This is a genomic window from Halomonas sp. A11-A (genome assembly GCF_003182195.1).
Taxonomy (GTDB): domain Bacteria; phylum Pseudomonadota; class Gammaproteobacteria; order Pseudomonadales; family Halomonadaceae; genus Halomonas; species Halomonas alkalicola.
In genome coordinates this window covers 66,411-90,794 of sequence record NZ_QGTM01000002.1, presented here as the reverse complement: position 1 = coordinate 90,794, position 24,384 = coordinate 66,411, and the positions used below count along the sequence as shown (strand labels likewise).

Annotated in this window: 22 protein-coding genes and 1 tRNA gene; 5 read left to right on the top strand and 18 right to left on the bottom strand. The window is 70.5% G+C overall.

The annotated features are described in order from the left end of the window. Nucleotides 1–5: 5 nt before the first annotated feature. A complete protein-coding gene (gene purL / locus DER72_RS02550) occupies nucleotides 6–3,995 on the bottom strand; it encodes a phosphoribosylformylglycinamidine synthase (protein ID WP_110068443.1) in 3,990 nt (1,329 codons plus the stop codon). Between the two features lie 167 nt (nucleotides 3,996–4,162). Between purL and mltF the strand changes: the two genes are divergently transcribed. After that, nucleotides 4,163–5,641 carry a membrane-bound lytic murein transglycosylase MltF gene (gene mltF / locus DER72_RS02545; RefSeq protein ID WP_110068442.1) on the top strand — a complete coding sequence of 493 codons (1,479 nt, stop codon included), beginning with the start codon at nucleotides 4,163–4,165 and terminating at the stop codon, nucleotides 5,639–5,641. Here the strand turns inward: mltF and tadA are convergent. Continuing rightward, the gene (gene tadA, locus DER72_RS02540; protein ID WP_110068441.1) at nucleotides 5,617–6,096 is read right to left on the bottom strand and encodes a tRNA adenosine(34) deaminase TadA; all 480 of its coding nucleotides are present in this window, start codon (nucleotides 6,094–6,096) and stop codon (nucleotides 5,617–5,619) included. The genes mltF and tadA overlap by 25 nt on opposite strands. Nucleotides 6,097–6,178: 82 nt before the next feature. Here tadA and DER72_RS02535 point away from each other — a divergent pair, with 82 nt between their 5' ends. Together DER72_RS02535 and DER72_RS02530 are read left to right on the top strand one after the other, a co-directional pair. Further along, nucleotides 6,179–7,003: an acyl-CoA thioesterase II gene (locus DER72_RS02535; RefSeq protein WP_110068440.1), complete on the top strand. Its 825-nt coding sequence runs from the start codon at nucleotides 6,179–6,181 to the stop codon at nucleotides 7,001–7,003. 37 nt (nucleotides 7,004–7,040) lie between these two features. Next, nucleotides 7,041–7,116 (top strand) — tRNA-Thr (locus DER72_RS02530). 66 nt (nucleotides 7,117–7,182) lie between these two features. Here the strand turns inward: DER72_RS02530 and DER72_RS02525 are convergent. From DER72_RS02525 to DER72_RS02480, 10 genes are all read right to left on the bottom strand, one after another. Then, the gene (locus DER72_RS02525; protein ID WP_146209030.1) at nucleotides 7,183–7,569 is read right to left on the bottom strand and encodes a hypothetical protein; all 387 of its coding nucleotides are present in this window, start codon (nucleotides 7,567–7,569) and stop codon (nucleotides 7,183–7,185) included. A gap of 56 nt (nucleotides 7,570–7,625) precedes the next feature. After that, nucleotides 7,626–8,498, bottom strand: coding sequence for a bifunctional nuclease domain-containing protein (locus DER72_RS02520; RefSeq protein ID WP_110068438.1), 873 nt, complete (start codon nucleotides 8,496–8,498; stop codon nucleotides 7,626–7,628). 78 nt (nucleotides 8,499–8,576) lie between these two features. After that, entirely contained in the window at nucleotides 8,577–9,329 is a 753-nt protein-coding gene (locus tag DER72_RS02515) for an SDR family NAD(P)-dependent oxidoreductase (RefSeq protein ID WP_110068437.1), read from the bottom strand. 112 nt (nucleotides 9,330–9,441) lie between these two features. Beyond that, nucleotides 9,442–10,719 (bottom strand): Y-family DNA polymerase, encoded by a 1,278-nt coding sequence (locus DER72_RS02510; protein WP_110068436.1) that lies wholly within the window; start codon nucleotides 10,717–10,719, stop codon nucleotides 9,442–9,444. Further along, nucleotides 10,716–11,174 (bottom strand): LexA family transcriptional regulator, encoded by a 459-nt coding sequence (locus DER72_RS02505; RefSeq protein ID WP_258306159.1) that lies wholly within the window; start codon nucleotides 11,172–11,174, stop codon nucleotides 10,716–10,718. Before DER72_RS02505 ends, DER72_RS02510 begins: the two co-directional genes overlap by 4 nt. Before the next feature lie 74 nt (nucleotides 11,175–11,248). Further along, a complete protein-coding gene (locus tag DER72_RS02500) occupies nucleotides 11,249–12,976 on the bottom strand; it encodes a bifunctional diguanylate cyclase/phosphodiesterase (protein WP_258306158.1) in 1,728 nt (575 codons plus the stop codon). Continuing rightward, nucleotides 12,937–13,896: a hypothetical protein gene (locus DER72_RS16340; protein WP_258306157.1), complete on the bottom strand. Its 960-nt coding sequence runs from the start codon at nucleotides 13,894–13,896 to the stop codon at nucleotides 12,937–12,939. Before DER72_RS16340 ends, DER72_RS02500 begins: the two co-directional genes overlap by 40 nt. Nucleotides 13,897–14,020: 124 nt before the next feature. Beyond that, nucleotides 14,021–14,836, bottom strand: coding sequence for a mechanosensitive ion channel family protein (locus DER72_RS02490; protein ID WP_110068434.1), 816 nt, complete (start codon nucleotides 14,834–14,836; stop codon nucleotides 14,021–14,023). Nucleotides 14,837–14,845: 9 nt separating this feature from the next. Next, entirely contained in the window at nucleotides 14,846–15,955 is a 1,110-nt protein-coding gene (locus tag DER72_RS02485; RefSeq protein WP_110068433.1) for a hypothetical protein, read from the bottom strand. A 195-nt stretch (nucleotides 15,956–16,150) separates the two neighbouring features. Next, entirely contained in the window at nucleotides 16,151–17,158 is a 1,008-nt protein-coding gene (locus DER72_RS02480; protein ID WP_110068432.1) for an NAD(P)-dependent alcohol dehydrogenase, read from the bottom strand. A gap of 178 nt (nucleotides 17,159–17,336) precedes the next feature. Here DER72_RS02480 and DER72_RS02475 point away from each other — a divergent pair, with 178 nt between their 5' ends. Then, nucleotides 17,337–18,059 carry a YebC/PmpR family DNA-binding transcriptional regulator gene (locus DER72_RS02475; protein ID WP_110068431.1) on the top strand — a complete coding sequence of 241 codons (723 nt, stop codon included), beginning with the start codon at nucleotides 17,337–17,339 and terminating at the stop codon, nucleotides 18,057–18,059. Between the two features lie 155 nt (nucleotides 18,060–18,214). Here DER72_RS02475 and menA read toward each other — a convergent pair whose 3' ends face one another. Beyond that, nucleotides 18,215–19,102, bottom strand: a complete 888-nt coding sequence (menA, locus tag DER72_RS02470) for a 1,4-dihydroxy-2-naphthoate octaprenyltransferase (protein ID WP_110068430.1) — start codon at nucleotides 19,100–19,102, stop codon at nucleotides 18,215–18,217. A gap of 95 nt (nucleotides 19,103–19,197) precedes the next feature. On the opposite strand from menA, the gene DER72_RS02465 reads away from it, so the two are divergent. Further along, on the top strand, nucleotides 19,198–20,091 hold the full coding sequence (locus DER72_RS02465) for a bile acid:sodium symporter family protein (protein ID WP_110068429.1): 894 nt from the start codon (nucleotides 19,198–19,200) through the stop codon (nucleotides 20,089–20,091). Nucleotides 20,092–20,188: 97 nt separating this feature from the next. Here the strand turns inward: DER72_RS02465 and DER72_RS02460 are convergent, their stop codons facing one another. The 5 genes from DER72_RS02460 to dbpA form a co-directional block, all read right to left on the bottom strand. Continuing rightward, entirely contained in the window at nucleotides 20,189–20,635 is a 447-nt protein-coding gene (locus tag DER72_RS02460; protein WP_110068428.1) for a DUF4399 domain-containing protein, read from the bottom strand. A gap of 134 nt (nucleotides 20,636–20,769) precedes the next feature. Further along, a complete protein-coding gene (locus DER72_RS02455) occupies nucleotides 20,770–20,961 on the bottom strand; it encodes a 4-oxalocrotonate tautomerase family protein (RefSeq protein WP_110068427.1) in 192 nt (63 codons plus the stop codon). Between the two features lie 101 nt (nucleotides 20,962–21,062). Further along, on the bottom strand, nucleotides 21,063–21,809 hold the full coding sequence (locus DER72_RS02450) for a creatininase family protein (protein WP_110068426.1): 747 nt from the start codon (nucleotides 21,807–21,809) through the stop codon (nucleotides 21,063–21,065). Nucleotides 21,810–21,894: 85 nt separating this feature from the next. Beyond that, complete coding sequence (locus tag DER72_RS02445) at nucleotides 21,895–22,797, bottom strand: PA4780 family RIO1-like protein kinase (protein ID WP_110068425.1); 903 nt, start codon at nucleotides 22,795–22,797, stop codon at nucleotides 21,895–21,897. Between the two features lie 28 nt (nucleotides 22,798–22,825). Beyond that, complete coding sequence (gene dbpA / locus DER72_RS02440) at nucleotides 22,826–24,229, bottom strand: ATP-dependent RNA helicase DbpA (RefSeq protein ID WP_110068424.1); 1,404 nt, start codon at nucleotides 24,227–24,229, stop codon at nucleotides 22,826–22,828. Nucleotides 24,230–24,384: the final 155 nt, after the last annotated feature.

Sequence of the window (24,384 nt, the reverse complement as noted above, 5' to 3'; positions counted from 1 at the left end):
AGCCCTCAGTCCACCCAGACCCGGGCGTTGCGGAAGAGGCGCAGCCAGGCGCCGTCCCGGGTCCACTCGGCCGGGCGCCAGGAGTTGGTCACCGCGCGCACCACCCGCTCCGGATGGGGCATCATGATGGTGGCGCGGCCATCCGGGGTGGTCAGGCCGGTAATGCCGGAGGGCGAGCCGTTGGGGTTGGCCGGGTAGCGGGTGGTGACCTGGCCGTGGTTGTCCAGGAAGCGCAGCGCCACCTGGCCATTGCCCTGCATGCTGCGCAGGTGGGCGCTGTCGCGGAACTCGGCGCGGCCCTCGCCGTGGGCCACGGCGATGGGCAGGCGAGAGCCCTCCATGCCGGCCAGCAGGATCGAGGGGCTCTGCTCCACCTGGACCATGGCGACCCGAGCCTCGAACTGCTCGGACTCGTTGCGCACGAAGCGCGGCCACGCCTCGGCCCCGGGGATCAGCTCCTTGAGCTGGGAGAGCATCTGGCAGCCGTTGCAGACGCCCAGCGAGAAGCTGTCGTCACGCTGGAAGAAGGCCGCGAACTGCTCCCGGGCGCGCTCGTTGAAGAGCACCGACTTGGCCCAGCCGCCGCCAGCCCCCAGCACGTCGCCGTAGGAGAAGCCGCCGCAGGCCACCAGCCCCTTGAATTCATCCAGCGATACCCGGCCTGCCAGGATATCGCTCATATGCACGTCCACCGCCTCGAAACCGGCGCGGTCGAAGGCCCAGGCCATCTCCACCTGGCCGTTGACGCCCTGCTCGCGCAGCACCGCCACCGAAGGCCGAGCCAGGTTGAGATAGGGCGCGGCGACATCCTCGTCGACGTCGAAGGCGGGGGTGGCGGAGAGACCCGGGTCGCGGTCATCGAGCAGGCCGTCGAACTCGCTCTTGGCGCACTCCGGGTTGTCGCGCAGCGCCTGCAGACGGTAGCTGGTCTCGGACCAGGTGCGCTGGGCCAGCATGCGGGTGGTCTCCAGCAGTGGCTCCTCGAAGAGGGTGACCCGCACCTGGTCGTCGTAGCGGGGCCGGGCGATGACGCCGCAGGTCTCGATGCCGGCGGCGGCGAACTGGGCCAGCACCTCCTCGGTGTGGGCGCGGTTGACCTGGATCACCGCACCGAGCTCCTCGGCGAACAGCGCATTCACCGCCTCGGCGGGCTCGTCGACCAGCCAGTCGAGCTTGATCTCGAGGCCGGCGTGAGCGGCGAAGGCCATCTCCAGCAGGGTCACCAGCAGGCCGCCATCGCTGCGGTCGTGGTAGGCGAGCAGCTTGCCCTCGGCGTTGAGCCCCTGGATCACCGCGAAGAAGGCCTTGAGGTCTTCCGGGTCGTCCAGGTCCGGGCACTCGCTGCCCACCTGGCCATAGACCTGGGCCAGGGCCGAGCCGCCCAGGCGGTTCTTGCCGCCGCCCAGGTCGATCAGCAGCAGGTCGGACTCATCCTGCTCCAGATTGATCTGGGGCGTCAGGGTCTGCATGGCATCGGTGACCGGCGCAAAGCCGGTGATCACCAGCGACAGCGGCGAGGTGACGCTCTTCTCCTCGGCCTCGCCGTGCCCGTCATCAGAGCCGTTCGACTCCTGCCAGGCGGTGCGCATGGACATGGAGTCCTTGCCCACCGGGATGGCAATGCCCAGCGCCGGACAGAGCTCCATGCCCACGGCGTGGACGGCGTCATAGAGCGCCTGGTTCTCGCCGGGGTGGTCGGCGGCGCTCATCCAGTTGGCGGAGAGCTTGATATCGCCTAGCTTGGCGATGGGCGCAGCGGCCAGGTTGGTGATCGCCTCGGCGACTGCCAGGCGGGCGCTGGCGGCGGGGTCGATCAGCGCCACCGGCGGACGCTCGCCCATGGCCATGGCCTCGCCGGCGTGGGTGTCGAAGCTGGCCGTGGTCACGGCGACATCGGCCACCGGCACCTGCCAGGGGCCGACCATCTGGTCGCGGGCCACCTGGCCGGTGATGGAGCGGTCGCCGATGGTGATCAGGAAGCTCTTGGAGGCCACGGTGGGCAGGCGCAGTACGCGGTCCATGGCCTCGCGCAGGTCGAGGTTGTCGAGCATCACGCCGGGCAGCTCGCGGGTCTCGCGGGAGAACTCGCGGGTCATCTTCGGCGGCTTGCCGAACAGCACGCTCATCGGCAGGTCGACGGGCTTGCTCTCGAAGTGGCCGTCGCGCACCTCCAGGTGGTGTGCCTCAATGGCCTCGCCCACCACCGCATAGGGGCAGCGCTCGCGGGCACAGAGGGCGTCGAAGGTGGCGAGGTCCTCCGCGGCCACGGCCAGCACGTAGCGCTCCTGGGCCTCGTTGCACCAGATCTCCAGCGGGCTCATGCCCGGCTCGGCGCTGGGCACCGCGCGCAGGTCGAACAGGCCGCCGCGCTCGCCGTCCTTGACCAGCTCGGGCAGGGCGTTGGAGAGCCCGCCGGCCCCCACGTCGTGGATGAAGCGGATGGGGTTGGCCTCACCCAGGGCCCAGCAGCGGTCGATCACCTCCTGGGCGCGACGCTCGATCTCGGGGTTGCCGCGCTGCACCGAGGCGAAGTCCAGGTCGGCGCTGGAGGTGCCGGAGGCCATGGAGGAGGCCGCACCACCGCCCAGGCCGATCAGCATGGCAGGACCGCCCATCACGATCAGCTTGCCACCCACCGGGATCTCGCCCTTCTGGACGTGGCCGTCGCGGATGTTGCCGTAGCCGCCGGCGAGCATGATCGGCTTGTGGAAGCCGCGGCGCTCGATGCCGTTGGCCCCCAGCACGTCCTGCTCATAGGTACGGAAGTAGCCGGCCAGGTTGGGGCGGCCGAACTCGTTGTTGAAGGCCGCCCCCCCGATGGGGCCCTCCAGCATGATCTCGAGGGCCGAGACGATGCGCTCGGGCTTGCCGTAGTCGAAGGCCTCCCAGGGCTGCACGAACTCGGGGATGCGCAGGTTGGAGACGGTGAAGCCGGTGAGGCCCGCCTTGGGCTTGCCGCCGATGCCGGTGGCGCCCTCGTCGCGGATCTCGCCGCCGGCGCCGGTGGCCGCTCCCGGGTGCGGGGCGATCGCCGTGGGGTGGTTGTGGGTCTCCACCTTCATCAAGATCTGGATCGGCTCCTCGACGCTCCCGTAGCGGGCGCGCTCGCCGGCCTGACCGGTCAGCGGGGCCGGGAAGAAGCGCGGCGCCGTGGCGCCCCTGATCACCGCCGCGTTGTCGCTGTAGGCCGAGAGGATGTCCTCCGGGGAGGCCTGGTGGGTGTTCTTGATCATCTTGAACAGCGAGAGGGGCTGCGCCTCGCCGTCGATCACCCAGTCGGCGTTGAAGATCTTGTGGCGGCAGTGCTCGGAGTTCGCCTGGGCGAACATCATCAGCTCGACGTCGGTGGGGTTGCGGCCCAGGTCGCGGAAAGCCGCCACCAGGTAATCGATCTCGTCCTCGGCCAGGGCCAGGCCGAGGGCGACGTTGGCGGCCTCCAGCGCCTCGCGACCGCCCGCGAGGATGTCGACGCTGCCCAGGGGTGCCGGCTCATGGTGGGCGAAGAGCCGTGCCGCGTCGGAGCTGTCGGCCAGCACCGTTTCGGTCATGCGGTCGTGCAGGGTGGCGCGGATCGCCTCGAAGGCCTGCTCGGAGAGCACGCCCCTGAGCTTGACCCGGTAGGCGATGCCGCGCTCGAGGCGACGAATGCTGCCGAGGCCGCAGTTGCGCGCGATGTCGGTAGCCTTGGAGGACCAGGGCGACTGGGTGCCGATGCGCGGCACCACCAGGAACAGCTGGCCCTCTGCTCGGGCGCCCTCGACGTCAGAGCCCTGAAGGTGAGAACCCTGAAGTTGAGAACCCTGAAGTTGAGAACCATAGTCGAGCAGCTGCTCCAGCACCGCCAGCGCCTCGGCGCTGAGCTCGCCTTCGTGATCGACGAAATGCACGTACTCCGCCTGCAGCGACTCGACGTCGGCCGCCGCCTCGCGCAGGGCGGCCAGCAGCTTGGCGTGACGGAAGGCGGAGAGGGCGGGGGCGCCGCGCAGTTCGAGCATATCCTGGAGCCTCTGGAAATCATCAAGGAGGGGCCGCGGCCAGCGGCAGAGAGCGCATATGATACTGGAAAGCCCGGGGCGGAAGAAATCGCGGCAAGAAATCGCACGGATGACAGCCGCGCCGCAGCTGGTTATGGTGGTGGGTCGTCATCGCCAGCCGCCCCCCCATGCCCCTGCCGTCGATCGATCAGCTCCTGCACCGCTGGCGCCGCCGCCCTGCCCTGCCCGCTCTGGGCCTGGCCGGCGCGCTCCTGCTGGGCCTGTGGCCCGCCTCCCCGGGCACGCCCGACGGCCGGCACCTGGAGAGGATCCTCGCCCGCGAGTTCCTGCAGGTGCACACCCGCAATACCCCCACCACCTACTACGAGGGGCGCGAGGGCCCCACCGGCTTCGAATACGAGCTGGTACGCCGCTTCTCCGCCTCCCTGGGCGTGAGCCTGGCGCTGCGCGCGGACCACCATATCGCCAGCGCGCTCGAGGCCGTCCGCAGGGAGGGCGACCTGGGGGCCGCCGCCCTGCCGCTGACTCCGGGCCTCGACGGGGTGATCTTCAGCCGGCCGATCCTCGAGCTGCAGCCGGTGGTGGTCTACCGTCGCGGCCTGCCGCCGGTGACCGGCCTGGACCGGCTGCAGGGTCTGCGCCTCGGCACCCTGGCCGGCGCCGGCACCGACCGGGTGCTGCGCGAGCTCAAGGCCGAGCACCCGTCGCTCGCCTGGGAGGAGTCCGATGACCTGGAGGCCGCCGAGCTGCTGCGCTGGGTCGAGGATGGGCGGCTCGACGCCGCGGTGCTCTTCGAGCACCAGTTCCGCCTCAACCGGCTGTTCTTCCCCGGGGTGGAGCGTGGCTTCGCGCTGGGCGAGCCGCTCTCCCTGGCCTGGGCCTTTCCCGCCGAGGGCGGCCTGGCGCTGGCGCAGGCGGCCAACCGCTTCCTCGCGGCGCTTCACAGCGAGGGCGAGCTCGAGGCCCTGGTGGCGCGCTATTTCGGCCATGACGACTACCTGGAGTACGTGGGCGCGCGCACCTTCATCCAGCACCTCCACGCTCGCCTCCCGGACTACGCCGAGCTGTTCCGGGAGGCAGCCCGCCAGACCGGCTTCGACTGGAAGCTGCTGGCCGCGCTGGGCTACCAGGAGTCCCACTGGGACCCGGAGGCCACCTCCCCCACCGGGGTGCGTGGGCTGATGATGCTGACCCTGCCCACCGCCGGTGACCTGGGGGTAAGCGACCGCCTGGACCCTGCCCAGAGCATCGAGGGCGGCGCCCGATACCTGCGCGAGCTCAAGGATCGGCTGCCGGAGTCGATAACCGGAGAGGACCGCCTGTTCATGGCCATGGCGGCCTACAATGTGGGGCTGGGCCACCTCTACGACGCCCGGCGCATCACCGAGCAGCGTGGCGGCGACCCGGACCGCTGGGCCGATGTGCGCGAGTCGCTGCCGCTGCTGCAGGAGCGCGAGTGGTACAGCCAGACCCGCCACGGCTACGCCCGGGGCGGCGAGCCGGTGATCTATGTGCGCAATATTCGCCGCTACCACGAGATACTCAGCTATGTGGACCGCAACCAGCAGCAGTTCTACCTGCTCAATGCCAGGCTGCCGGATGACGAAGAGGAGAAGCTGCTTCAGCTGGTGGGAGCGCCGCCCTGATCTTCCCGCCGGGCGGCGAAGAACGCCTTGAGCAGCCGGGAAGCGCGGGTGGCCAGCACCCCACCCTCCACGACCACTCGGTGGTTGTACCAGGGCTGGGCAAAGAGGTTGGCCCTGGACTCCACCATGCCGGTTCGCGGCTCCGCCGCGCCGTAGACCACCCGGGCCAGCCGGGCATGGATGATCGCCCCGGTGCACATCAGACAGGGCTCCAGGGTCACATAGAGGGTGCAGCCGTCGAGGCGATAGTTGCCGAGCCGCGCACCGGCATCGCGCAGGGCGCGAATCTCGGCATGGGCGCTGGGGTCGCACCCCGCCACCGGCGCATTGTAGCCGGCGCCGACGATCTCGCCTTCGGCATTCACCACCACGGCACCCACCGGCACTTCACCGGCGGCCAGCCCCTGGCGGGCCTGGTCCAGCGCCCGGTGCATGTAGAACTCATCGCTGCGCAACGGCCTCGACTCCATGTAGACTGATCTGAAACGTCCGTATGAGAGGGCCCGCAGGCCCCGACTGCCCCTGGAGATTTCGCACATGTCCAACGCTCTCGACGCCCTGGTGGGCCTGCTGGCCCTCGAGCCCCTGGAGGAGAACCTGTTCCGCGGCGCCAGCCAGGATCTTGGCCTGCCCCAGCTGTTCGGCGGCCAGGTACTGGGCCAGGCGCTCTCGGCGGCCACCCAGACCGTCGACGCCTCCCGGCGCGCCCACTCCCTGCACGGCTACTTCCTGCGCCCGGGGGATGCGCGCCGCCCGGTAGTCTATCAGGTAGACGCCGTGCGCGACGGCGGCAGCTTTACCACCCGCCGGGTCACCGCCATCCAGAAGGGCCGGCCGATCTTCTTCTGCAGCGCCTCCTTCCACGGCGAGGAGGCGGGCCTGGACCACCAGCCCACCATGCCCGAGGTGGCGCCGCCGGAGCAGCTGGCCGATACGGGGCACCGCCTGGTGCGCTTCGACGACCACCCCATCGAGTTCCTGCTGGCCGGCGAGGAGCACCGGGCGGGCGAGCCGGCGCACAAGCGGGTGTGGTTCCGCCTGGCCGGCGAGCTCCCCGACGACCCCGCCCTGCACCGCTCCCTGCTGGCCTACAGCTCCGACTTCAACCTGCTGACCACCGCCCTGGTGCCCCACGGGCTCGACTATCGCGACCCCGGGCTGCAGATCGCCAGCCTCGACCATGCGCTCTGGTGCCACCACGACGTGCGCGTCAACGACTGGCTGCTCTACGACATGGACAGCCCCTGGGCCGGCGGCGCCCGCGGCTTCACCCGCGGCGCCATCTACGACCGCCAGGGTCGCCTGGTGGCCTCCTCCGCCCAGGAGGGACTGACTCGGCTGCGCAGGCCCGCCGAGGGCTAGCCGAAGCGCCCTCGGCGGCGCTACCATCACGACAGGCGCCGCAATAGCTCAGCTGGTAGAGCAACGCATTCGTAATGCGTAGGTCGGCGGTTCGAATCCGCCTTGCGGCACCACCCCTTCAGGCAGGACGGCCACCGCGGTTTCCCGCGGTGGCCGTCTCTTCTGGTGCCGGAAAGGCGTCAGAAGTAGCCGATCAGCCGCATGCAGTGCGGGCGGATGGTGAGGTAGGCCTCGCGCACATCGGCCTCGCCGGGCGTCTCCTTCATCCGCGCGACGTCACCACCGGTGTAGCGAGTCTCGCCGATGGTCAGGTCGGCCGCGCCCGCCGGGAACTCCTCTTCGCTGAAGGGCATGGGGCGCAGCGCCTCCAGGCGCTGCCGGGAGTCGCCGATGGCGGTGTGCATCGCCATGTACTCATCCTCCTGGAGCCAGTGGCCGGTCAGGCGGTCGCAGGAGAGCAGCTCCCGGTGATGGGCTTCCAGGGCGGTCAGGTCGACCTTGTCAGGCGCGTCGGCGGCAAGGGCGGGGGCGCCGAGCAGGCCGGCAGCAATCAATGAAACAAGCATGGGCAATCCTCCTGGCGCCCATTCTTGCCCGCCCGGCGCCGGCTGCCAAGTTCGACTCAGGCCTCAAGCCCTGGGGCGCGACGCCGCGGAGCGGGTGTCGGCACCTCGGTGGAGAGCTCCACCTCGAGGATCTCGCCCTGCTGCCAGACCCGCAGCCGGGCAGGGGCGTCCCGGGGCGTGTCGCGCACCAGCTCCAGGAAGTGCATCGGCGTCTCGGGCGTCTCGCCGTTGACCTCCAGCAACAGGTCCCCGGGGGCAAGCCCCGCCGCCGCGGCCTCACCGCTGACGTCGCTGATCAGCACCCCGGCCCGACCCGGCAGGCCCAGCGCCTCGCGCAGGTCCTCGTCCAGGGGCGTCACCGTGATGCCCAGTGCCACCACCACCTGGTCGTCGAAGCCCTGATACTCGATCTGGCGGGCCGCCTCCAGCACCTCGGGCGCCACGTGAATGCTGGCCCCGGCGGTGAGCGCCAGGGCGATGGCATCGCTGGGGCGGCTGTCGATATGCACCGGGGCATCGCGCCCCGGCAGCGTCAGCTCCAGCATGCCCAGGAAGGTGCTCTCGGTGAGGGCATCTACATAGACTCGGGTCAGCGTCACCTCGACGCCCCCCAGCACATCGCCGAGCAGTTCATGGGTCATCGGCCGCGGGGCGCGCTCCCCGGCCAGGGCGCGCAGGATGGCGCGCGCCTCGGTCACGCCGATATAGATCGGGATCACCTCCCGGGCCCCCGGCTCGCGCAGCAGCACCACCGGCACCCCGGCCACGCCCGACATGCCCACGGTGGCCACCTCCACCTCCACCATCGATTCCGGCGGGGCCGCCAGCTCCCGGGCCTCGAGGGGTGACAGCGCCAGCGGCAGCGACAGCAGGGCCAGCACCAGCAGGTGCCGCAGATGCCGCAGGGGCAGCAGGGACAGGACAGACATGGCAGGGCTCCTCGGTGGATGCCCTGTCAGGATGGCAGCCGCACGCGCCGACTGCCATCCTGCCTTCCCGGGCCAGACTCAGGATTTACCGGCGGTGAAGCCCCCGTCGACCATCAGGGTGGTGCCGGTGATGAAGCTCGCCTCGTCGCTGGCCAGGAAGAGGAAGGCGTTGGCGATCTCCTCGGAGCGCCCCAGGCGACCGATGGGATGCAGGCTGATCAGCCCCTGCAGCAGCTCGTCATCCAGTGCCGAGAGCAGCGGCGTGTCGATATAGCCCGGCCCGATGCCGTTGACCCGCACGCCCTTGGGTGCCGCCTCGATGCCCAGGGAACGCGTCATGTTGACCACGCCCCCCTTGGCGGCGGTGTAGGCGGCGGTCTGGGACTGGCCGAGCATGCCGAGGATGGAGGCGCAGTTGACGATGCTGCCGCTGCCCTGGCGATACATCACCCTCAGGGCGGCCCGGGCCACCCGGAAGACGCCGTTGAGGTTGATGTCGATGATGCGCAGGAACTCCTCGTCGGTCACCTCGTCCGTGGGGGTGATGCCGCCGATGCCGGCGTTGTTGAACACCGCATCCACGCTGCCGAGCTCCGCCACGGTCTCCTCGAAGAGGCGGTCAACCTGGGCGGTGTCGGTCACATCGCACACCTTGAAGAGGCAGCGCCCGCCGTGCCTGCCGTCGAGTTCGGCCGCCCGGGCGGCGCCCTCGCTGCCCTCGAGGTCGGCGATCACCGCACTGGCGCCCTCCTCCAGGCAGCGCTCGATGCTGGCCAGCCCGATACCGCTGGCACCGCCGGTCACGATCACGTTCTTTCCCTGCATGCGCATGGGGTCACTCCCTGCTGATGATGGACGATGCGGGGCCGGTGGCCCCGCCGACCCAGTGTAGCCGGAGCAGATGACGACTCCCTAACGGTTCATCGCCGGAACAGTCGCATCCCTAGCCTGTCTTGACGCGCATCAATTCACTCCAGCGCGTGGTGTAGCGCGGCGAGCGGTGCTCGCAGCGCAGCGCCCAGGCATTGCCCTCCCGGGGCAGGCCGAAGCGGACAGTGTCGCGTCCCATCTCGCGATTGAGGCGATCCAGGGTCGCCATCAGGCGCTGGCTGCGGGCGCGGCGTGCATCGTCATCCGGGGTCTCCAGCAGCGAGGGCTGAGCAGACTCGGCGTCCACCAGATCGAGCAGCATCACCCCGCACTTCTGGTAGCGGTAGCCCTCGAGGAAGATCGCCTCCAGGGCGCGGCGGGCCGCCGCCAGCAGCTCCCGGCTGTCGGCGCTGGGGGCGGGCAGCGCCACCAGGGCGGCGTTGCGGTACTGAGGCTCGCCAGCCAGGAAGGGGTTGGTACGCACGAACACCTGCACCGCCCGGGCCAGGCTGCCCTGGCGGCGCAGCTTCTCGCCGGCCCGGGCGGCGTGCTGGCGCAGCGCCGCCTCCAGCTCGTGGCGCTCGCCGGTGAGGCGGCCGAAGGAGCGCGACACCAGCAGGCGCCGGCGCGGCTCGCTCATGTCGTCGAGGGCGATGGCCGAGCGGCCGCGCAGCTCCCAGACCAGGCGCTCCATCACCACCGAGAAGCGGCTGCGCACCCAGCGCGGGTCGGCCCGGCGCAGCTGCCAGGCGGTGGTGATGCCCATCAGCGCCAGCCGCTCGGCGCTGCGCCGGGCCACGCCCCAGAGCTCGTTGACCGGGCACGCCTCGAGCACACGGCGGGTCGCCTCGCCGTCGGCCTCGAGCAGGCAGACGCCCTCGCAGGCCGGCTCGCGCTTGGCCAGCCGGTTGGCCAGCTTGGCGAGCACCCGGGTGGGCGCCACCCCGACGCCCACCGGGATACCGGTCCAGCGCCGAACGGTCTCGCGCAGCTCATGGCAGCGGGCTTCCAGGGTCTGGGCGGGAAACCCCGCGAAGCCCACGAAACTCTCATCGATGGAGTAGGGCTCCACGTCCGGGGAGAACTCCGCCAGCACCTGGTTGACCCGCCGCGACATGTCGCCGTAGAGGGCATAGTTGCTGGAGAGCAGCACCGCCTGGCGGCGCACCGCCGGCGGCAGCAGGTGCCGCGGGGCGCCCATGGCTACCCCCAGCGCCTTGAGCTCCTCGGAGCGCGCCACCACGCAGCCGTCGTTATTGGAGAGCACGCCCACCGGCCGCCCCGCCAGGCGCGGGTCGAAGACCCGTTCACAGCTGACGTAGAAGTTGTTGCCGTCGACCAGGGCGATCACGGCGAGCGCCCCAGAAGGTCGTGCACCACATGGGTGACCACCCCCCACACCTCGCACTCGCGGCCGGCCAGGGGGATCGCCGCGAAGCGCGGGTTGCTGGCCACCAGCCATACCCCGCCGCCCCGCCGCTCCAGGCGCTTGACGGTGGGCTCCCCCTCCAGGGAGATGACCACCACCCGCCCGGGCAGGGGCTCCAGGCTGCGATCCACCACCAGCAAGTCGCCATCGTGGATGCCATCGCCCAGCATGGAGTCCCCCTCGGCGCGCACGAAGTAGGTGGCCGCCGGGCGCTTCACCACGTGGGCGTGCAGGTCGATCTCGGCATCCAGGTGGTCGTCGGCGGGACTCGGAAAGCCCGCCCGCACCCGGCAGCCCATCAGCGGCCTCGGTGGCCCCACCCCCTCGGCGGCGGCGGGGCCAAGCAGGGCCATGCGCGCCTGCTGCAGCTGTGACATGCTCTCCTCCCGACTTTACTGTATGCATGAACAGTATCTGTCAGGAGGGCGCCCCTGGCAACCGCCGAGGCCGCTCAGCCATCCAGGTCGAGCGCCTCCACCGGCACCGGCCGCCCGAACAGGTAGCCCTGAAAGACACCACAGCCATGGGCCAGCAGCCAGGCCCGCTGGGGCTCGCTCTCCACCCCTTCCGCCACCACCTCGAGGCGCAGGCTCCGCGCCAGCGCGATGATACTGGCCACGATCGCCTCGCTGGCCTCGTCCTGCAGCAGGTCGCACACGAAGGACTGGTCGATCTTGAGCTGGTCCAGGGGCAGGCGCTTGAGATAGGCGAGCGACGAGTAGCCGGTACCGAAGTCGTCCAGTGAGAAGCGCACGCCCCGCTCCCGGAGCTCCAGCATGCGCGAGCGCGCCTCGTCGCGGGCCTCCGGCAGCAGGCTCTCGGTCACCTCCAGCTTGAGGCGATGGGGCGGGGCCCCGGTGGCCTCGAGGATCTCCAGCACGCGCTGGACGAAGTCCGGCTCGCGGAACTGGCGCGGACTGACGTTGACCGAGAGGCTCAGCGCCGAGCGTGCCGGATCGGCCGCCCAGGCCGCCAGCTGGCGACAGGCCTGCTCCAGCACCCAGTTGCCGATCGCCACGATCAGGCGGTTCTCCTCGGCCAGGGGGATGAACTCACCGGGGGAGACCTGGCCGCGCACCGGGTGCATCCAGCGCACCAGCGCCTCGACCCCCACCGGCCGGCCGCGATCATCCACCTGGGGCTGGTAGTGCAGGCGCAGCTCGTCGTTGGGCAGCGCCTGCCTCAGGTCCGCCTCCAGCCGGGCACGAGCCTGCAGGCGCACCTGCATCTCGGGGTCGAAGAAGGCCAGGGCGTTGCGCCCCGCCGCCTTGGCCTGGAACAGTGCCATGTCGGCCTGCTGCAGGATCTCGTCGAGGGTCATCTCATGGTCGCGATAGAGGGTGACCCCCAGGCTCGCCGAGACGCTGGCGCGCTCCTCCCCGAGTCGCACCGGCGCCTGCATCACCGTCAGCAGCTTGTTGGCGACCCGTTCGGCGATCACCGCCACGGCATCCGGCTCGCCCCCCAGGTCGTGGAGCAGCACGGCGAACTCGTCGCCGCCCAGCCGGGCCAGGGTGTCGGTATCCCGCAGCACCTCTTCATAGCGGTGGGCCACCTCGCGCAGCAGCTGGTCGCCGGCGTGGTGGCCGAGGGTGTCGTTGACCTGCTTGAAGTGGTCCAGGTCGATAAAGATCAGCGCGCCGAACTGGCCGCTGCGATAGCTGTCCTTGAGCGCCACCTCCAGGCGGTCGAGCATCAACCGGCGATTCGGCAGGCCGGTCAGGGGGTCGAAGAAGGCCAGCTGGTGGATCTCCTCCTCGGCGGCCTTGCGCTCGCTGATATCGCTGAAGGTCGCCACGAAGTGGGTGGGCCTGCCCTCGGTATCGCGCACCGCGGAGAGGGTTAGCCACTCCGGGAACACCTCGCCGTTCTTGCGGCGGTTCCAGACCTCCCCCTGCCAGCTGCCGCTGCTCGCCACGCTGCGCCACAGCCGCCGATAGAAGGTCTCGTCGTGCAGGCCCGACGACAGCAGGCGCGGGTTCCTGCCCAGCACCTCCGCCTCGCTATAGCCGGTGATGCGGGTGAAGGTCTCGTTGACCTTCAGGATCCGGCTGTCACCATCGGTGATCACCATGCCCAGGTGGGCCTCGAAGGCCGTGGCGGCAATGCGCAGCTGCGCCTCCGTGGCGCGCTCCTCGGTCACGTCCCGCACCACCGCCAGGGCACCACCCGGACCCACAGGCGGTAGATCCAGTCGCCGAGCAGGAGGTCCCGGGACTCCCCCACCACCACCACGAAGGGCAGGTCGTCGACTCGCCGCAGGGTGTAGAGGCGCTCACTGCCATCCAGCGGGGACTCGGTGCTCAGGTGGGTGCGCACCTCTCCGCTCGCCATGAACGCCTGGGTCAGGGGCTCCACGACCCGTCGACCGAGCGCCTCGCCCGCCGCCTCCTCGGCCCCTGCCTCGCCCACCCCGGGGCGGCGCGCCACCAGCTGCATTTCGGTATCGATGATGGCGATGCTCTCGCCTCTCGCCAGGCTCAGGCCCTCGAGGGTCTGACCGAAGACGGCGGGGTCCAGCTGGGCCATCACCAGTCCGGTGTCATCGGGCAGGCGGTGCAGCAGGAGCACCACATGACGACGCTCCAAGGCCGACCACTGCAGCGGCGTCACCAGCGCCATCCGCGAGGGCTGCGCCTGCAGGAGGCGAAAGAAGGGCAGTCCCGACACGTCGAAACCGGGGGGATTCAGGGGGCTGGAGGAGGCGATGACCCGGCCTCGGCCATCGGTGATGCTCACGCTGCCGATGAGGTCCAGGCTCTCCTGCCGCCCGACCAGCAGCTCCTCGAGGAGTTCGAGCTCCGGCGGCTCGCCGAACAGGCGCCGGCGCTGCGACGGCCCCAGCAGCTCCGCCACCCCGGAGAGGCCGGCATCGCTGACCGCAAAGATGCCGGCCACCCACTCCGCCACCAGGTCGGCACGTGCCCCCGTGCGCTCCCTGGCCGCCTGCATGTCGCGCTGGTACTGGTCGAACAGGAAGCCGCCCAGAGTAGCGAAGAGTACGATCATACCCATCACATAGAGGGCAATGGCGATACGGCGATCCTTGCGGTTACGGCGCTCGACTGATTCGTCATCCGAAGCGGCAGTCTCGGTCATCGCTCAGCGATCCTTGCGTGTCGGGGGGACTCCTCGGCAGTGTAACGGCCCTAACATCGGATCACCGGGGATCTGCCGACAACTTGATGCAGGACAACCCTGCCGGAACAGCCCCCTGCCCTCACTACGATGCGGCATTGCCGGGCGTTACCGGCACCTGGACCGGCCGCGCGCCCAGGCGCCCGAGCACCGCCCGGCCACGCAGGGTGAGGTCGGTCACGAAGCGGAACTGCTGGCGGGGGTCGACCGGATAGGCGCGCACCTTGTAGTGGGTGCCCCAGGACTGCTCGCTGGCCACCACGGCCACCGGCCTGTCGAACCTGAGGTAGGGGCTGGTGAGCGCCACGTCGCGCAGCGCCTCGGTCACACGCTGGGCATCGTGGTCGGGGTGGAGATGGAAGTCGGCCACGCACTGCAGGCTGTCGCCACCATTGTTGGCGTTGTGAATCGCCGAGTCCCAGATCTTGAGGTGCGGGATGCTCACCAGGTCATCGTCCGGGGTCACCACCTCGATGGTGCGCATGCCCACGTGCACCACCTCACCGTAGGTGCCCTCCACCTCCACCCAGTCCCCCGGGCGGTAGGGCATCTCCACTGCCGCCACCACCCCCGCGATCAGGCTGCTGACGTAGTCACGGAGGGCGAAGCCGATGGCCAGCCCCACCGCCCCCAGCAGGGTGATCATGTTGCGCAGGGAGGGCTCGATGACGATGGGCACCGCCATGCCGATGGCGGCCACCAGGATCGCCAGGCGCGCCAGCGGCACCAGCGCAAAGACCCGGAAGCGATACTGCCCGTGGAGGCGGTTGGCGACCCAGTTGAGCGCCTTCTGGCTGAGCAGGATCAGCAGGATGGCCCCGCCCAGCACCAGTCCCAGTTCGATCAGCGCCTGGCTGTCCAGCTCGTTGAACAGCCGGGAGTAGTCATCCATGCCTTCCATGCGCCCTCCTCAGAGCGGGTCGGTCAGATAGGCCCGCTCCGCCAGCAGGTGGCGAACCCGGACATAGCCCAGTGGCGCCACTCGCCAGCGCCGGCCACCCTCCTCCACCAGCCCCAGCGTGGCCAGCTGCCGAAGCAGGCCCAGCAGGCGGCGCTTCGGCACGGGCAGCACCGCGGCCAGCAGCGCCGGGGAGAGGCCGCCATGCAGCAGCAGGGCATGCAGCAGGAGAATCGCCTCCTCGCCCAGCTCCGCCGGCGGCATCGGCTCATCGAGGGTGTCGCGCAGCCAGGCCTCGGGGGAGACTGCCACCCCCTCGACCCCGCCCTCCTCGGCGCTGCACAGCCGCTGTCGCCAGTAGTGCCAGGCCAGCCCCAGCTGGCCACGGCAGTGCGCCGCCAGCTGGCGAAGCTCCTGGCTCGGCACGGCGCCCTCCTCCCCGGAGAGCAGTACCGACTCCCCATTGCGCACGCTGAGGATGCGCGGCACATGGCCACAGCCGTGGCGCGCCGCCGCGGCGAAGTAGCGGTCGAGGTCGGCACCGTCGAAGGGCTTCAACGTGAAGGCCTGTCCCTCGGGCAGCGCCAGGATGTGCTGCAGGTAGGCCCAGGCCCAGCTGTCGCAGCCGATGATTCCGGGCCCCAGGCGCCCGGCCAGGGCCTGTTCGACAAAGCGGCGAACCCCGGCCAGCCCCTCGACATGACGCAGGAAGCACCGCTCCAGGCGCGGCATCACCCAGGCGCCCTCGCGACCGGCCAGCCGGTCAACCCAGCCTCCGTCGCCCTCGAGCAGCGCTTCCTCCGGGGGTGGCGACAGCACCCTGGCCGAGTGGCGCTCTGCCCAATGGGCCAGGATCGCCGCCGAATCGTCCTGAGGGGCCGTCACCAGAAAGATCACCTCGGGCCCGTCGCCATCCGGGCGCCAGGCCTGCTCCAGGGCCTCGGCGGCGGGCAGCCACTCCACCGGCGGCACAAGGTGCGCCAGGCGCACCTCCGGCAGCCGGCGCAGCTGCTGCTCGTCCAGCGCCGCGTCACGGCGCTGGTCACGACCGAGCCTCAGCCAGCGGGAAAGCTCCCGCCAGCCGCGCCGCACCCGGCTGCGCTGGGTGTCCGAGGGCGGCACATGGGCCGACAGTGGTACCCCCCCCCCAGAGGCCGAGCTGAATCTCGCCCACCACGGGCTCCCCGACTGCTTGCATGGCACCGTCCCTGCTTGCCCCTCGATGGATTGACCATAGCACGCCCGTCACCGGCCGCCGAGACGATAACGCCCGCCGCGGCAGGGCCGGGCGGGCGTCTCAGGGTCGGCGGCGGAGCACTACCAGGTCAGGCAGATCTTGCCGAAGTGGCGACCGGCCTCCTGATGACGGAAAGCCTCTGCGATCTCCTCGAGCGGGAACTCGCGATCGATCACCGGCTTGAGCCCGCCGACCTCGATGGCGCGGATCATCTCCAGCTGGTGGCGGCGGCTGCCGACGATCAGCCCCTTAAGGCTGGCCTGCCTGGCCATCAGCTTGGCGGTGGGCACCTCCCCGGCGCCGCCGGTCAGCACACCGATCAGGGCGATATGGCCGCCGATGCGCACCGCCTCAATGGACTGCGGCAGGGTGCCGGGGCCGCCCACCTCGATCACCTGGTCGACACCCTCGCCGCCGGTCAGCTCCCTGACCGTGCGGCCCCACTCCGGGTCCTCACGGTAGTTGATGGTGTGCTCGGCCCCCAGCTCGCGCAGCCGCTTGAGCTTCTCGTCGGAGGAGGAGGTGGCGATCACCCGAGCCCCCATCATGCGGGCAAACTGCAGGGCGAAGATGGAGACACCACCGGTGCCCAGCACCAGCACCGTGTCGCCGGCCTTGATGCCGCCGTCCACCACCAGGGCGCGCCAGGCGGTGAGCCCGGCGGTGGTCAGGGTCGCCGACTCGGCGTGAGACCAGCCCTCGGGCTGTCGGGTGAAGGCGGTGGCCTTCGCCACCACCTGCTCCCGGGCGTAGCCATCGACGCCATCGCCGGGGGTGGTAGCGAAGTTGCCCAGCCGTGCCGGGCCCTCCAGCCAGGACGGGAAGAAGGTGGAGACCACGGCGTCCCCCGCCGAGAACTCCTCGACGCCCTCCCCCACGGCCTCGACCACCCCGGCGCCGTCGGACATGGGGATGCGTCCATCGGCGGTGGGAATGCCGCCTGCCGCCACCAGGTAGTCATGGAAGTTGAGCGAGCTGGCGTGCAGACGCACGCGGATCTCGCCGGGACCGGGTTCGCCCGGCGCCTCGACCTCGGTGAGCTGCAGGTTGTCGAGCCCACCGGGGCTCTTCAGGGTCACGCTCTTCATGGAGCCTCCTCGCGTTGAAGGGATGCCGACACGCTAACATGCCCGGGCCATGTTTACCTTGCCGGCCCACGACCCCTACCGGTGCCTCGACCAGCCGAGCAGCACAAAAATATCCCTGTTCGCCTTCGGCCCGGTTTCGTAGAATCCAGCCTCGTGTTGAACGCTACAGGACAACGATATGGGACGGGCCTTTCAGAACCGCAAGGAATCCATGGCCAAGACGGCCGCTGCCAAGACCAAGGTCTACAGCAAGTACGGCCGCGAGATCTACGTGGTCGCCAAGCAGGGCGGTACCGACCCCGCCGGCAACCTGAGCCTGCGCGGCCTGATCGAGCGCGCCAAGAAGGACCAGGTGCCCAGCCACGTGATCGAGAAGGCGTTGGACAAGGCCAGCGGCGTGGGCGGCGAGGACTTCTCCCCGGCCCGCTACGAGGGCTTCGCCCCGGGCAACGTGATGGTCATCGTCGACTGCCTGACCGACAACCCCAACCGCACCTTCGGCGACGTTCGCGCCTGCTTCACCAAGACCAAGAGCAAGATCGGCACCCCGGGCACCGTCAGCCACATGTTCGACCACTGCGCCATCCTGGCCTTCAAGGGCAGCGATGAAGAGGCCACCCTGGAGGCGCTGATGGAGGCCGATGTGGACGTGACCGACATCGAGAACGAGGAGGGCCAGATCACCGTCTTCGCTCCGCATACCGAGTATGCCAAGGCCAAGCAGGCGCTGATCGACGCCTTCGGCGAGCTCGACTTCGAGGTGGACGAGATCCAGTTCGTGCCCCAGACCACCACCCCGATCGAGGGCGACGACGTGGCGATGTTCGAGAAGTTTCTCGACATGCTCAACGAGCTGGACGACGTCCAGAACGTCTTCCACAACGCCGAACTGCCCGAGTAGTCCCCTGCCCCGTCTGCCGCCCGCTCAGGGCGGCAGTGGCCTTCAGGACAGCGGCAGGTTCGCCAGCTCCATCAGGAAGGCTACGATCTCCGCGGAGTAGTCCGGCTCCTCTCAAGGAAGCCAGTGTTGTGGCCACCGCGGATCTCGAGCAAGCCTCAGCCATTCCCTGAAGCCAGACGCAGCCCGAGCCATATCGCCACTGCCAGCGAGTAGAGCGCCGTCATCCCGAGCAGAGGGTTGAGGGCCGCGCCGTCGCGGCGCTGCAGCTCCCGTATCAGGCCCAGCGCCAGCAGGCCGGTGGTCCCCCAGCCTGCCCAGGCCCACGTCGACAGCCCCAGCGGCAGCGTGGCCGCCAGCGGTCCCGCCGCCAGGAGGGCAAACAGCCGGCGAGTCGCCTCCGGCCCCATGCGCACCGCCAGGGTGATCTTGCCGGCCCGGGCATCGGTGTGGCGATCGCGCAGGTTGTTGACCACCAGGATGGCGGCCACCGGCATCCCCACCAGGAGGCCCGCCGCCACCGCCTCCGGGGTAATCGGGCTCTGCTGGGCCAGCAGCGAACCCAGCACCGCCACCGGCCCGAAGAAGCCCCACACCGCGACCTCCCCCAGCCCCCGGTTGGCGTAGGGGCGCCGCCCGCCGCTGTAGCCGAGCACCCCGAGCAGCGCCAGGCCACCCAGCAGCCACAGCAGCCAGTGGCCGAAGAGCACAAGCCAGAGCCCCGTGGCCACGGCAATGCCCAGGGTCACGGCGAGGCCCGCACGCAATTCGCCGGCGCTGAGCCAGCCCGCCTGCAAGGCCCGGGTGGGCCCCAGGCGGTCGTGCTGGTCCACGCCGGAGAGGCCGTCGAAGAGATCGTTGGCCAGGTTGACCGCCAGCTGCAGCGCCAGCGCGCAGGCGAGGCAGAGAACGGCGGTCAGCCAGCTGAAATGACCGGGCAGCACCAGCGCCTGGCCGAGCAGCACCGGCCCCACCGCCGCGGGCAGCGTTCGCGGGCGCAGCGCCTGCCCCCAGACCCTCACCTTGTGGCTCACCACCGTGGTCATCGGCCTCCTCCCTGAGCGCACCGCCGCCCGTCGCCGCGGCGCATGACATGGGGCATACTCTGTGGCGTATCCCCCGTGCCTGCAAGGAGATAAGGATGTCAGCAGCCTGGTTGTCCCAGGTGGCCCTGCCTTGGGTGCTGGCCAGCGTGATGATGGCCATGGGCCTGAGCCTGACCGGGGCGGACTTCGCCCGCACCTGGCGCCACCCGCGCCGGGTGCTGCTCGGCACCGGCCTGCAGATGCTGGCCCTGCCGCTGCTCGCCTGGGGGCTGGTGCTGCTGCTGCCCCTGCCGCCCCTGGCGGCGGCCGGCCTGCTGCTGGTGGCCCTGGTGCCGGGCGGGGCGACCTCCAACATGTTCAGCTATCTGGTCCAGGGGGACCTGGCCCTGTCGGTCACCCTGACCGCCATCGCCGCCGTGCTGGCGCCCTTCACCCTGCCGCTGGTCATGGGCTGGAACCTGGAGCTCCTCGGGCTGGCCACCGGTGGCCTCGCGCTGCCCTACTGGCAGACCGTCGGCCAGCTGCTGCTGGTCACCCTGTTGCCGGTGCTGGCGGGCATGCTGCTGCGCCAGGCCCTGCCGGCGCGCTGGCTCGAGGTGATGCTGCCCGGGGTCAAGGGGTTCACCGGGGTGGCGATGATCTCGGTGGTGGTGGCGCTCTTCGCCAGCCACGCCGAACGGCTGCCGTCACTGCTCAGCCTCGAGACCCTCGCCGTGCTGCTGCTCTGCCTGTTCAGCATGCTGCTGGGCCACGGGGTCGCTCGCCGGCTGCACCTGCCCCACGACAGCGTGCGCGCCATCACCGTGGAGGTCGGGGTACAGAACGCCGGGGTAGCGATGATGGTGGCCTTCGTGCTGCTGCAGCAGCCGGCCATCGGCCTGGTGCCGCTGCTCTACGGCCTGCTGATGAACGTGCCGGTGTTCCTGTGGATGTTCGCCTGCCTGTGGCGCGACCGCCACCTGACCTCCGCGGTCGCCGAGCGGCGGTGAGCCCGCTGCCGGTCACCCATCCCCGCTTCACCGCGTGGCTGGGACTGTCCTGCTGATGGCCGTCAGCCGCCGGCGCGGCGCCTGACGGCCGGCCGCGCTACTCCACGGTGATGGTGATGACGTCGGAGACCAGCGGCGGGTCGAAGCTGACGTGGCGGTAGTCCATGAACAGCAGCTGGAGGGTGTACTCCCCCGGCTCGAGCTCCAGGCTGCCCTCGGTCTGGCCGCCGCCGAAGTGGCGGGTGTGATCGGTGAAGGGGAGCGGCGCGCCCAGGTCCACCTCCTCCAGAGGCATGTTCACCAGCAGGTGGTGATGGCCGGTGTCGGGGAAGTCGGCGCCTGCCGGCGCTACCCCCATGCCCTTGAGGCCCATGCGCACGGTCACCGGGCCCGACAGGGTCGCCCCATCCTCCGGCGCAATGAAGTAGACCTCGGCGCCCTCGGGGGCCGAGATGCGCTCCAGTTCCGCCATGGCCGGCGCCGCGAGCAGCGCGCTGCCGGCCACTCCCAGCGCCAGGCCCAGGGAATAGATCCGCTTGTTCATGGTTATCTCCTTGTCCATCCCGTGATGGCGTGCAGGGCGGCATCCACCACCCGGTTGGCTCGATGGGAGCGACATGGCCCGCTCCCGCCCTCCAAGACTAGTCGAGCCTGGCAGGGTTGGCAGACGGGTCCTGCTCAGTCCCCGGGGGTGTCGCAGCCCATCACGCCGCCGCGGGCCCAGTGCTCGCCGTCCACCTCCTGGAAGAACACCTGCACGGACTCCGGGCGGGCGCCGTAGACCTCCTCGAAGGCCTCGGTGATGCGCCGCGCCAGCTCGCGCTTCTGCGCCAGGTCGCGGGGGAACTGCTGGATGGTGACGATGGGCATGCTGGCCTCCTCGGGCGGGGGTCTCGGTCGTGGAAGTGGCAGGCCAAGATAGCAGAAACCCGCCAGCGGCGGGTTTCATAAAGCGTCCGGCACGCGCGCCCTCAGGCGTCCTCCACGAAGGCCCGATAGGCCTCCCAGGCGTCCTCGACCCCCGCCTCGAGGAAGCGCGCACCGTGCTCGGCGCTAGCCAGGGAGGGGTCGGAGCCCATGCGGCCATCGGGGAAGCGCCGGCGGAAGGTGTGGGCGTCGCACTGGGCGCTGCCGGCCGGCGCCAGGCGCGGCGACATGGCCACATCGCGTACCGTCTGGGGGGCGGCATGCCAGGCCAGCGACACCTCGGAGGCGGTGGCATGGGTGCCCTCGGCCTCGCCGTAGAGGGAGTCGGCCAGTTCGCGGCCGCGCCGGCCGGCAAACCAGTTGAACAGCCGCAGGTGGAGCTCCCCCGCCGGCGGGCGCTGCAGGCTGCGCTCGCTGAGCACCTCGGCGAAGGCCGCGTTCACGGTGGCGACATTCCCCCCGTGGCCGTTGAGCAGGAAGACGTGGGTGAAGCCGTGGTGCGCCAGCGACGCGATGGTGTCGCGCAACACCGCGACCAGAGTGCTGGGCCTCAGGGTGAGGCTGCCGGGAAAGGCCAGATGGTGCTGCGCCATGCCGATCGCCTGGGTCGGGCCGACCAGCACCCCATGACGCTCGCCCAGGGTCCAGGCGATCGTCTCGGGGCAGAGGGCGTCGGTGCCCATCGGGCCGTTGGGGCCGTGCTGCTCGGTGGAGCCGATGGGCAGGATGATGCCCCTGGCGCGCTCCAGATAGGCTTCCACTTCCTGCCAGGTGGCGTGCTGCAGTCGCATCGCTGCGCTCCCTGTTGGCGCCGTTGATGACGCCATGATGGCAGATCCGTCGGGGCGCTGCCCGCCGGTCACCGCAGCACGGGGGTCAGCGCTCGCGCTGGGACTCCCGCCACTCCGCGGCGGCCTCCTCCACCCCGGGCTCGTCGCCGCGGTTGAGCGCCGCCCGGCGGTAGGCCTCCTCGTCGCGCACGTCGTCGATCACCGTCATCAGGTCGTCGACATCCACGGGGGTGGTGTCGTGGACGAAGCAGCCGGTCAGCTCGCTCTCCGGATGCAGCTCGCCCGACTCATAGAGCGCCCAGATCTCCTTGCCGTAGTCGGTGGCCAGAAGCTCCGGGGCGAAGCGCCCGAAGTAGCGGCGCATGTTGTCCACGTCGCGCTCGAACATCCACTCGGCGCTGTTGTTGCCGGCGGCGTCCACTGCCTGGGGCAGGTCGATGATCACCGGGCCATCGGCGGCCATCAGCACGTTGAACTCGGAGAGATCCCCGTGCACCAGGCCGGCACACAGCATCTTCACCACGTCACGGATGATCTTGGCGTAGGACGCGCGGGCCTGCTCGGCGCTCAGGGTGATGTCGTCCAGGCGCGGGGCGGTCAGCCCCTCGGCGTCACTGATCATCTCCATCAGCAGCACGCCGTCGATGAAGCCGTAGGGCCTGGGCACCCGCACGTCCGCCGCGGCCAGCCGGTAGAGGGCGTCGACCTCGGCGTTGAGCCAGGCCTGCTCCTGCTCCTTCTGGCCGTAGCGGGTCTTCTTGGCCATGGCCCGGGAGCGGCGACTGTTGCGCTCACGGCGCCCCTCCTGGTACTGCACGGCCTGCTTGAAGCTGCGCTGCCTGGCCTCCTTGAAGACCTTGGCGCAGCGCCGCTCCCCGTGGGAGCGGACCACGTAGACCTGGGCCTCCTTGCCGCTCATCAGCTGGCCCTCGACCGCCTCGATCAGACCGTCGTCCACCAGCGGCTGCAGTCGCTTGGGTATCTTCATCTCGTCTCCCGAAATTCGCCGAGGCGCCTCACCGGCCGACCCGACGGGCGCGCACGCTGCGCCCCTTGATTCTGCCATTGAGCAGGCGCGCCAGGGCCTCGTCGGCCACCTCGCGCCGCACGGCCACAAAGGCGCTGTTGGCCAGCACCTTGATCTTGCCCACCTGGTCGCCGGCCAGCCCCGCCTCGCCGGTCAGGGCGCCGAGGATATCGCCGGGGCGCACCTTCTGCTTCTTGCCGGACCCCAGCTGCAGGGTGGCCATGGGCGGCACCAGCGGCTCGCGAGAGAGCACCGAGCGGGGCGGCAGTGGGGCCTCCTCCAGGGGCTCACCGAGGAAGTCGGCCAGCCGCTCCAGCCGATACTCCTCGCCCTCGCCGACCAGGGTGCAGGCGATGCCGGCGCTGCCGGCCCGGCCGGTACGCCCGACCCGGTGCACGTGCACCTCGAGCTCCCGAGCGATCTGGTAGTTGAACACCGCATCCAGCTCGGCGATGTCGAGCCCCCGGGCCGCCACGTCGGTGGCCACCAGGATGGAGGCGCTGCGATTGGCGAAGAGCACCAGCAGCCGGTCGCGGTCGGCCTGCTCCAGGTCGCCATGCAGCGCCAGGGCGCTGAAGCCCTCCGCCCCGAGCGCCTGGGCCACCTCGTCGGTCTCGCGCTTGGTGTTGCAGAACACCACGCTGCTACCCGGGCGGAAGTGCAGCAGCAGCCGGCAGAGCGCCTCCAGGCGCGCCTCGTCGCCGTCGGCGACCCGGTAGACCCGCTCATGGATGCTGCCGGCGTCGTGGGTCTCGGCCACCTCCACGGTGACCGGGTCGCGCATCAGCGCCGCGGCCACGGGGCGCACGGCGTCGGAGAAGGTGGCGCTGAACAGCAGCGTCTGGCGCGACGCCGGGGTCTCGTCGACGATCGCCTCGAGGCTCGCCTGGAAGCCCATGTCGAGCATGCGGTCGGCCTCGTCCAGCACCAGGGTCGCAAGCCCGTCGAGTGTGAGCGAGCCCTTGCGCAGGTGCTCCTCGATCCGGCCTGGTGTGCCCACCACGATATGCGCGCCGTGGGCCAGGGAGGCGAGCTGCGGGCCGAAGGGAGCGCCCCCGCACAGGGTCAGCACCTTGACGTTGGGCAGGGTGCGCGCCAGCCGGCGCAGCTCGCCGGCCACCTGGTCGGCCAGCTCCCGGGTCGGGCAGAGGACGAGCCCCTGCACCGCGAAGCTTGAAAGCGCAAGCCGCGAGAGCAGCCCCAGGCCGAAGGCCGCGGTCTTGCCGGAGCCGGTCTTCGCCCGGGCGATCACATCGCGACCGGCCAGGATCGGCGGCAGACTCTCGGCCTGGATCGGCGTCATGGCGGCGAAGCCCAGGGAGGCGAGGTTATCGAGCAGCTCCGGCGCCAGCGGCAGCGAGGCGAAGGCGGCGTCGGGGGAGGAATCAGACAAGGGAACATCCTGCAGACAGATAAGGGGCGCCGACGACAGCGAACGAGCCGGGGTCGATAACGGCCGGGGGCGACAATGAAGAGCAGCGAAGGCCGGGCGGCATGGGCCGGGGAAGCGGGAGACTGGAAGGCCTGCAGGATAGCAGAAAGCTGCCC

Excerpts from the sequence above, each read along its gene's own strand:
- DER72_RS02525 (WP_146209030.1), bottom strand. The coding sequence starts at position 7,569 with ATGCTTGTTTCATTGATTGCTGCCGGCCTGCTCGGCGCCCCCGCCCTT.
- menA (WP_110068430.1), bottom strand. The coding sequence starts at position 19,102 with ATGACCACGGTGGTGAGCCACAAGGTGAGGGTCTGGGGGCAGGCGCTG.
- DER72_RS02460 (WP_110068428.1), bottom strand. The coding sequence starts at position 20,635 with ATGAACAAGCGGATCTATTCCCTGGGCCTGGCGCTGGGAGTGGCCGGC.
- DER72_RS02535 (WP_110068440.1), top strand. The coding sequence starts at position 6,179 with ATGTCCAACGCTCTCGACGCCCTGGTGGGCCTGCTGGCCCTCGAGCCC.
- DER72_RS02455 (WP_110068427.1), bottom strand. The coding sequence starts at position 20,961 with ATGCCCATCGTCACCATCCAGCAGTTCCCCCGCGACCTGGCGCAGAAG.
- DER72_RS02520 (WP_110068438.1), bottom strand. The coding sequence starts at position 8,498 with ATGTCTGTCCTGTCCCTGCTGCCCCTGCGGCATCTGCGGCACCTGCTG.
- DER72_RS16340 (WP_258306157.1), bottom strand. The coding sequence starts at position 13,896 with ATGACCGAGACTGCCGCTTCGGATGACGAATCAGTCGAGCGCCGTAAC.
- DER72_RS02505 (WP_258306159.1), bottom strand. The coding sequence starts at position 11,174 with ATGTCACAGCTGCAGCAGGCGCGCATGGCCCTGCTTGGCCCCGCCGCC.
- DER72_RS02465 (WP_110068429.1), top strand. The coding sequence starts at position 19,198 with ATGTCAGCAGCCTGGTTGTCCCAGGTGGCCCTGCCTTGGGTGCTGGCC.
- DER72_RS02450 (WP_110068426.1), bottom strand. The coding sequence starts at position 21,809 with ATGCGACTGCAGCACGCCACCTGGCAGGAAGTGGAAGCCTATCTGGAG.
- DER72_RS02445 (WP_110068425.1), bottom strand. The coding sequence starts at position 22,797 with ATGAAGATACCCAAGCGACTGCAGCCGCTGGTGGACGACGGTCTGATC.
- mltF (WP_110068442.1), top strand. The coding sequence starts at position 4,163 with ATGCCCCTGCCGTCGATCGATCAGCTCCTGCACCGCTGGCGCCGCCGC.
- DER72_RS02490 (WP_110068434.1), bottom strand. The coding sequence starts at position 14,836 with ATGGAAGGCATGGATGACTACTCCCGGCTGTTCAACGAGCTGGACAGC.
- DER72_RS02480 (WP_110068432.1), bottom strand. The coding sequence starts at position 17,158 with ATGAAGAGCGTGACCCTGAAGAGCCCCGGTGGGCTCGACAACCTGCAG.
- DER72_RS02515 (WP_110068437.1), bottom strand. The coding sequence starts at position 9,329 with ATGCGCATGCAGGGAAAGAACGTGATCGTGACCGGCGGTGCCAGCGGT.
- DER72_RS02475 (WP_110068431.1), top strand. The coding sequence starts at position 17,337 with ATGGGACGGGCCTTTCAGAACCGCAAGGAATCCATGGCCAAGACGGCC.
- purL (WP_110068443.1), bottom strand. The coding sequence starts at position 3,995 with ATGCTCGAACTGCGCGGCGCCCCCGCCCTCTCCGCCTTCCGTCACGCC.